Origin of the sequence: Shewanella sp. SG41-4 (assembly GCF_014164505.1) — a bacterium.
In the GTDB taxonomy this organism is placed as follows: Bacteria; Pseudomonadota; Gammaproteobacteria; order Enterobacterales; family Shewanellaceae; genus Shewanella.
Genome location: NZ_JACJFI010000215.1, coordinates 1 through 7,199, shown reverse-complemented (window position 1 = coordinate 7,199; position 7,199 = coordinate 1). Strand labels below are relative to the sequence as shown.

The 7,199-nt window shown below is 42.2% G+C and carries 8 protein-coding genes; 6 read left to right on the top strand and 2 right to left on the bottom strand.

Annotation, left to right across the window (positions count from 1 at the left end; translation table 11 throughout):
• Window positions 1-132: 132 nt before the first annotated feature.
• Genes def through H5202_RS16280 form a run of 5 tightly spaced genes read left to right on the top strand, consistent with a single transcriptional unit; the run spans window position 133 to window position 5,770 of the window.
• Window positions 133-645, top strand: coding sequence for a peptide deformylase (def, locus tag H5202_RS16300; protein WP_220493909.1), 513 nt, complete (start codon window positions 133-135; stop codon window positions 643-645).
• Window positions 646-653: 8 nt separating this feature from the next.
• Window positions 654-1,610 (top strand): methionyl-tRNA formyltransferase, encoded by a 957-nt coding sequence (fmt, locus tag H5202_RS16295; RefSeq protein ID WP_182773001.1) that lies wholly within the window; start codon window positions 654-656, stop codon window positions 1,608-1,610.
• 1 nt (window position 1,611) lies between these two features.
• Window positions 1,612-2,895, top strand: coding sequence for a 16S rRNA (cytosine(967)-C(5))-methyltransferase RsmB (gene rsmB / locus H5202_RS16290; RefSeq protein ID WP_182773000.1), 1,284 nt, complete (start codon window positions 1,612-1,614; stop codon window positions 2,893-2,895).
• Window positions 2,896-2,911: 16 nt separating this feature from the next.
• A complete protein-coding gene (gene trkA / locus H5202_RS16285) occupies window positions 2,912-4,321 on the top strand; it encodes a Trk system potassium transporter TrkA (protein ID WP_011635513.1) in 1,410 nt (469 codons plus the stop codon).
• A 6-nt stretch (window positions 4,322-4,327) separates the two neighbouring features.
• A complete protein-coding gene (locus tag H5202_RS16280) occupies window positions 4,328-5,770 on the top strand; it encodes a TrkH family potassium uptake protein (RefSeq protein ID WP_182772999.1) in 1,443 nt (480 codons plus the stop codon).
• Between the two features lie 91 nt (window positions 5,771-5,861).
• Here the strand turns inward: H5202_RS16280 and hemG are convergent, their stop codons facing one another.
• A complete protein-coding gene (gene hemG / locus H5202_RS16275; RefSeq protein WP_182772998.1) occupies window positions 5,862-6,407 on the bottom strand; it encodes a menaquinone-dependent protoporphyrinogen IX dehydrogenase in 546 nt (181 codons plus the stop codon).
• Between the two features lie 198 nt (window positions 6,408-6,605).
• Here hemG and H5202_RS16270 point away from each other — a divergent pair, with 198 nt between their 5' ends.
• Window positions 6,606-6,911, top strand: a complete 306-nt coding sequence (locus H5202_RS16270; RefSeq protein ID WP_011635510.1) for an ArsR/SmtB family transcription factor — start codon at window positions 6,606-6,608, stop codon at window positions 6,909-6,911.
• Between the two features lie 125 nt (window positions 6,912-7,036).
• Here H5202_RS16270 and H5202_RS16265 read toward each other — a convergent pair.
• A partial coding sequence (locus H5202_RS16265; protein WP_272490475.1) for a flavodoxin domain-containing protein occupies window positions 7,037-7,199 on the bottom strand: 163 nt, incomplete at its 5' end.

Genomic DNA, 7,199 nt, shown 5'->3' with positions numbered 1-7,199 from the left:
GTCCATGTTGTTTAGCTCTTTATTAGAGCTTTTTACTGTTATTGATAGGCGGTAAGGATTAAAATCACCTTAATCGCAACAGCCAGTATAGCTAACTGGCTGAAATTTGACAGACTTGTTAAGAGTTTATATATGCCATTACTAAATGTTTTACGATTTCCAGATGAGCGTTTACGCACTATAGCCCAACCTGTAACGGATTTTGGTCCGCAATTACAGACACAAATAAATAACATGCTCGAAACAATGTACCTAGAGAAAGGTATCGGTCTAGCTGCTACTCAGGTGGATTTTCATCAACAATTGATTGTGATGGATCTACAAGATGAGGTTGAAAGACCAACTATTTTTATTAATCCTCAAATAGTAGCTAGCAGTGGTGACTTTGCTAATGAAGAAGGTTGCCTATCGGTACCCGGTATTTACGCCAAAGTTGACCGTGCTGAATTTGTCACCTTAAAAGCGCTAGATCGTCACGGCAATGAGTTTACCGTTGAAGCAGATGATTTGTTTGCAATATGTATTCAACACGAAATGGATCATCTTAAAGGTAAGTTATTTGTCGATTATTTATCGCCATTGAAACGCCAACGCATTAAAACTAAGCTTGAAAAAGAAGCTCGTTTAGATGCTAGAGAAGTATAGGAAAAAATTTGAAACCGTTAAAAATTATCTTTGCCGGTACTCCGGATTTCGCAGCTCGACATTTGCAAGCTCTCATCGAATCTGAACATGATGTGATTGCGACATATACTCAACCAGATAGACCTGCTGGTAGAGGTAAGAAACTTACCGCAAGCCCAGTAAAGACCTTGGCTTTAGAGCATCATATTCCGGTATACCAACCTGCATCATTACGTAATGAAGAGGCACAAGCGGAATTAGCGGCTCTAAATGCAGATATTATGATTGTTGTGGCTTACGGGTTGATTTTGCCAAAGATAGTGCTTGATACCCCGCGTTTAGGTTGTATCAATGTTCACGGTTCAATTCTACCTCGTTGGCGTGGAGCCGCCCCTATACAGCGGGCATTATGGGCCGGTGATACCGAAACCGGTGTCACCATTATGCAGATGGATATTGGTCTAGATACTGGCGACATGCTGCTCAAAACACACTTACCGATAAAAGCGACGGATACCTCAGCTAGCCTTTATGAAAAGCTAGCTGAACAAGGGCCAAAAGCCCTAGTACAAGCGCTGATAGGATTAAGTGATGGTAGCCTAAAAGCAGAAAAGCAAGATGAAACACTGGCTAACTATGCTGAAAAATTGTCAAAAGAAGAAGCTCGCCTTGATTGGAATAAAAGTGCCAAACAGCTTTGGCAAGACATTCGCGCCTTCAATCCATGGCCAGTAAGTTATTTTGAACACCAACAAAGCGTGATTAAAGTGTGGCAGGCGGATTACAGTCCAGAACTCTGCTCACAAGCGCCAGGGACCATTATTGCCGCGACCAAACAAGGTATTGAAGTCGCTACTGGTGACGGTAAGTTAATGATTAAAACCATGCAACTGCCTAACAAGAAGCCGCTTGATGTGGCCGATATTCTTAATGCTCGTGGTGATTGGTTTACCGCAGGTGTGTGTTTAAACCAAGAGGCTAACTAGCATGAATGTTCGCGCACTGGCAGCTAAAGCGATTTATGAAGTCCTTGAAAAAGGCATTTCGTTATCGGTGGCTTTACCCGATCAACAGCAACACTTACAAAATGGCAAAGACAAAGCCCTATTGGCTGAATTATGTTACGGCGTCATGCGTCAATTACCGCAACTAGACAAATGCGTAAGTGACTGCTTAGCGAAACCGTTTAAAGGTAAACAGCGTATATTGCATCAATTGCTGATAGTGGGTTGTTACCAACTTTACTTTACCCGTATTCCAGCGCATGCGGCGATTTCAGAAACCGCTGAAGCCTGCAGGCAATTGCGTTTTGATGGTTTGGTGAAAGTGGTCAATGGCGTATTGCGTAATATTCAGCGTCAAGATAGCGCATTAAATACTGACTCAGACACGCTACGTTTTAATACTCCAGCTTGGTTTATTAAGCGTTTACAACAAGCGTATCCCGACAACTGGCAAGATATTATTGAACAGAGCCACCAGCGTCCACCAATGTGGCTACGTAATAATCAGCAATCGCAAACTCGTGATGTTTATTTAGCGGCGCTAGCTCAACATGATATTCCAGCCTTAGCGGGTCCAAGCCAAGACGCTATATTGCTCGAAAGCGCAAAAGATGTCGCTGCATTACCTGACTTTATGGAAGGAGCTGCATCGGTCCAAGATGGCGCGGCACAATGGGCTGCCACCTTACTTGCACCAGCGGCAGACGAACTTGTTTTAGACGCTTGCGCCGCACCTGGCGGCAAAAGTTGCCATTTACTAGAGCTTGCTCCCACTATCAATTTAGTCGCTGTCGACTTTGATCAAAAACGCCTTGCTCGAGTACAACAAAATCTGGACAGGTTGCATTTAAAAGCGCAACTTATTCACGGCGATGCGGCAGATATTCCATCATGGTGGCAAGGACCACAATTTGATCGAATCTTGCTTGATGCACCTTGTTCTGCAACTGGGGTAATTCGCCGTCATCCAGACATAAAATGGTTACGTAAAAATAGCGATATTGAAGAGTTAGCCAACCTACAAAAACAGATTTTGGATCATTGTTGGCAATGGCTTAAACCGGGTGGCACTTTATTATATGCAACCTGCTCTATTTTACCGCAGGAAAACAGCCAACAAGTTGAACAGTTTCTAGCACGGACAGCCGATGCGAGTTTAGTACCGATAGAGCAACAAGCTCATATCAGTGATATCGGTTGGCAAATTTTGCCAGGACAAGACAATATGGACGGCTTTTATTACGCGCGCCTAGTTAAAGCAATTTAAGGATGTACCTCAAGCCATGAAAATTATTATTTTAGGGGCTGGGCAAGTAGGCGGCACGTTAGCTGAAAACTTAGTCGGTGAAAATAACGACATCACACTCGTCGACAGTGATCGCGCTCGGCTAAGGCTATTACAAGACAAGTTTGACCTACGTGTTGTTGTCGGTCATGGCGCTCATCCGAGTGTATTAAAAGAAGCTGGTGCAGAAGATGCTGACATGCTCATTGCGGTAACCAATAGCGATGAATGTAACATGGCAGCTTGTCAAATTGCTTACAGCTTATTTGGTACACCAACAAAAATTGCTCGTATTCGCTCAGAAGCTTATTTAGAACTTCAAGATAAACTGTTTATCAATAGTGAAATTAAAAGCGGTGACGCTAAGCCTCGAGGCGGTTTTATTATTGATGAGCTGATTGCACCTGAGCAGTTAGTGACCGCTTACATACAAAGATTAGTAGAATACCCAGGTGCACTACAAGTACTTGAATTTGCTAAAGGTAAACTAAGTCTTGTTGCGGTTAAAGCTTATTATGGCGGCCCATTAGTGGGTAACGCATTAGCCACATTACGTGAGCACATGCCCAATATTGATACCCGCGTTGCCGCTATTTTTAGGCAAGGCCGGCCTATCATGCCGCGCGGCACGACCATTATTGAAGCCGATGATGAGGTGTTTTTCGTCGCCGATAGTCGTCATATTCGTGCAGTAATGAGTGAGATGCAAAAACTGGATAATTCGTACCGCAATATCATGATTGCGGGTGGTGGTAATATTGGTTTTGGTCTTGCGCAAAAGTTGCAACGTACTCATTCGGTTAAGTTAATTGAACACCGTCAAGAACGTGCAGAATTGCTTTCAGAAAAACTTGAAAAAACCACCGTGTTTTGTGGTGACGCTTCAGACCAAGAATTATTGCTGGAAGAAAACATCGATCAGACTGATGTGTTCATCGCTGTCACCAATGATGACGAAGCCAATATTATGTCTGCCCTGCTTGCCAAGCGCATGGGGGCGAAAAAAGTCATGGTGCTGATCCAACGTGAAGCCTATGTTGATATTGTACAAGAAGCTAACATTGATATTGCCATATCTCCTCAGCAAGCCACCATTTCGGCGCTACTGACTCATATTCGCCAAGGTGATATATGCAATGTTTATTCATTACGCCGTGGCGCAGCTGAAGCCATTGAAGCGATTGCACATGGCGACTCCAGTACTTCAAAAGTTGTCGGTAAACAAATTGGCAATATCAAATTACCACCAGGGACAACTATTGGCGCTATTGTACGTAATGATGAAGTGTTAATGGGCCACGATAAAACGGTAATAGAACAAGGTGACCATGTAATTTTATTCTTAGTGAATAAGAAGTTCATCGGTGACGTAGAGAAACTGTTTCAACCAAGTGCATTTTTCTTTTAAGTTCCTATGTTTAACGCCAAACAAATCATTTTCATCCTCGGTATTTTCCTCTCGATACTGACAGGTTTCATGTTAGTACCAATGGCTTTTGCACTATATTACGGCGAAGAAACCATTGGTGACTTTATGGCCTCAGGTTTATTTACCGGATTTATTGCTATTTTGTGCATTCAAAACGGCCGAAACCATCATTTTAGTCTTAACATCCGCGATATGTTTATGCTGACCAGTATCACTTGGTTTGTGGTGAGCTTGTTCGCCGCCCTGCCATTTACCCTTTATCACGGTATTAATTATACCGACGCTTTTTTTGAAACCATGTCCGGCATAACCACTACCGGTTCAACGGTACTATCCGGTTTAGACAATATGGACCATAGCATTTTAGTCTGGCGCTCATTATTACAATGGCTTGGCGGCATTGGCTTCATTGTGATGGCGGTGGCAATCCTGCCATTTTTGAATGTTGGGGGGATGCGCTTATTTAGAACTGAATCATCAGACTGGAGCGACAAAACGATTCCTCGCACCCAACATATGGCCAAACATTTATTCCTGATTTATGTAGCCTTAACACTACTGTGCACATTTTCCTATCACCTTGCTGGCATGCATTGGTTTGAAGCGATAAACCATGCCATGACCACATTATCAACAGGTGGATATTCCACTTCAGACAGCTCAATGGCGGCCTTTTCACACGAGGCACATTGGGTTGGTATCGTGTTTATGTTAGCGGGTGGATTACCGTTACTGATGTTTGTGCAAACCATACAACAACGCAGCTTACGCTTATGGAATGATCAACAAGTGATAGGCTTTTTACGCTTTGTGTTGCTGGTGTCATTCTCATTGGCTTTTTGGCTTTGGCAACACCAGCATATAGACTTTTTAGATGCGTTAAGGCTCGCAAGCTTTAATGTTATTTCTGTCATCACCACAACTGGTTATGGCCTAACAGATTATCAATCATGGGGATCTGTTGCTAGCGTCGCATTTCTGTTTTTAATGTTTATAGGCAGCTGTTCTGGCTCAACATCTGGTGGCATAAAAATATTTCGTTTTCAAATAGCGTTCTCGATTATGCGCCAACAAATTAAACAGCAATTCCATCCTAACGGCGTGTTTAAAGACAAATATAATGGCCACCGGATTCAAGATGACATTGTCCGTTCAATAATGGCTTTTTTTATGCTGATGATCGTGGTGATATTAATACTGTCTATCACATTAGTACTAACCGGATTAGATCCAATGACCAGCTTTACCGGGGCAATAACCGCAGTGACTAACGTAGGACCCGGCCTTGGTCCGATTATTGGTCCTGCAGGAAACTTTGCCCCACTACCCGACGTAGCGAAGTGGGCGTTAGCATTAGGAATGTTATTAGGGCGTTTAGAAATTCTGACAGTCGCTGTATTATTTCACCCTAAATTTTGGCGTTTTTAATACTGACTTTATTAATGACCTTAAGATTCTACCCGGTTACTGGTGAGTTAACACCGACGAAACTTAGCAAACTATGTGATTGCTATAATCACTACGCAGGTACGACTGTCGCTAACTTGGCAATATGATCAGCATAAACCTTCACATCATTCCAATCGGTATAATCAATAATGGCTGTTGGGTCGGTGGGGCCATCGGTCATTTTCATAATGAGGCGGATCATCAAGCTGTCATACCAAGGCCAAGAAGGATAATCGACTTTACCGGCAATAATTTTCACATCTTGCGGTTGCCACTCAGATAAGGTTAAAAACTTCTGTAGATATTTATTGTTTTCGGGAATGCGCTTTTCAGGATTACGCGCCACAACATTGACGCAAAAAAAACTATTTGGCAGTTGCGATAAATGCTGCTGATTTTCACGCACAAACTCAAACACCGATTTATGATACGAGCCATATAATACACAAGCCCCTAACGCAACAGCTTGGTATTTGGACCATTCAATTGGCGCTTTATCTTGAAGATTAACCACATCACAATGATCGCCTTTAGATTTAATTTGTTCTGATATTGCACGGCTAATATGTGCCGTATGGCCACCTCGGGAATAATATAACACTAAAATATTGGCCATTTTTCGATTCTCATTATTGGATTATTTGCCTCAGTTTGGCAAAAAAAGCCTTTTTAAACCTCTGCAATGATCACAAATTAGAAATAGCTCATATATTTAATAGTTAAAATTGAGATCTCCATGATGCAGAAGTATGATAATGAACAAAATACAGAAAACCCAAACCAGATCGTAATTTAAGGTTATATAAGGACACTCATGAAGCAAGATATCGATGTTGCAACCATGCTTAATAATGCAGAAACGGCAGCACAATGGCTAAAAGCCATTGCGAATCCTTACCGCTTAATGATTTTATGTTTATTGTTAGAACAAGAATTAAGTGTCACTGAATTAAATGAGACCGTGCCACTGAGCCAATCAGCTTTGTCACAGCATTTAGCGGTACTGCGCACCCAAGATTTGGTCAACACTCGTAAGAGCTCACAAGTGGTTTACTACACGCTTAAAAATGAGCAAGTCACCGAAGTGATCTCGATACTACATCGACGCTATTGTGCCTAACAACTGTTTGACTGAACAACTACTGTGACTAAACAACATTAAGATTTAAACAACTTAGATACTTAAGTCACATAGAGTAAACGGCGTTTTCAATAAGGCATATTGGGCACGCTATTGTGTATGAATTATTTTTGCGCTGCTATTTGTTTAGCGTAGTCATCTACTTTGCCCCAGTCAGTAAACTCAAACGTACCCTGAGTATCTGTCGGTCCCTTGGTCATCCACATGATAAATCGGATCATAAACTTATCGAAAAACCGGTAACGAGGGTAGTCAATTTTACCGGCA

What these genes read in the sequence shown, in the direction of transcription:
- def (WP_220493909.1), top strand. Translation starts at nt 133, where the DNA reads ATGCCATTACTAAATGTTTTACGATTTCCAGATGAGCGTTTACGCACT.
- rsmB (WP_182773000.1), top strand. Translation starts at nt 1,612, where the DNA reads ATGAATGTTCGCGCACTGGCAGCTAAAGCGATTTATGAAGTCCTTGAA.
- trkA (WP_011635513.1), top strand. Translation starts at nt 2,912, where the DNA reads ATGAAAATTATTATTTTAGGGGCTGGGCAAGTAGGCGGCACGTTAGCT.
- H5202_RS16280 (WP_182772999.1), top strand. Translation starts at nt 4,328, where the DNA reads ATGTTTAACGCCAAACAAATCATTTTCATCCTCGGTATTTTCCTCTCG.
- hemG (WP_182772998.1), bottom strand. Translation starts at nt 6,407, where the DNA reads ATGGCCAATATTTTAGTGTTATATTATTCCCGAGGTGGCCATACGGCA.
- H5202_RS16270 (WP_011635510.1), top strand. Translation starts at nt 6,606, where the DNA reads ATGAAGCAAGATATCGATGTTGCAACCATGCTTAATAATGCAGAAACG.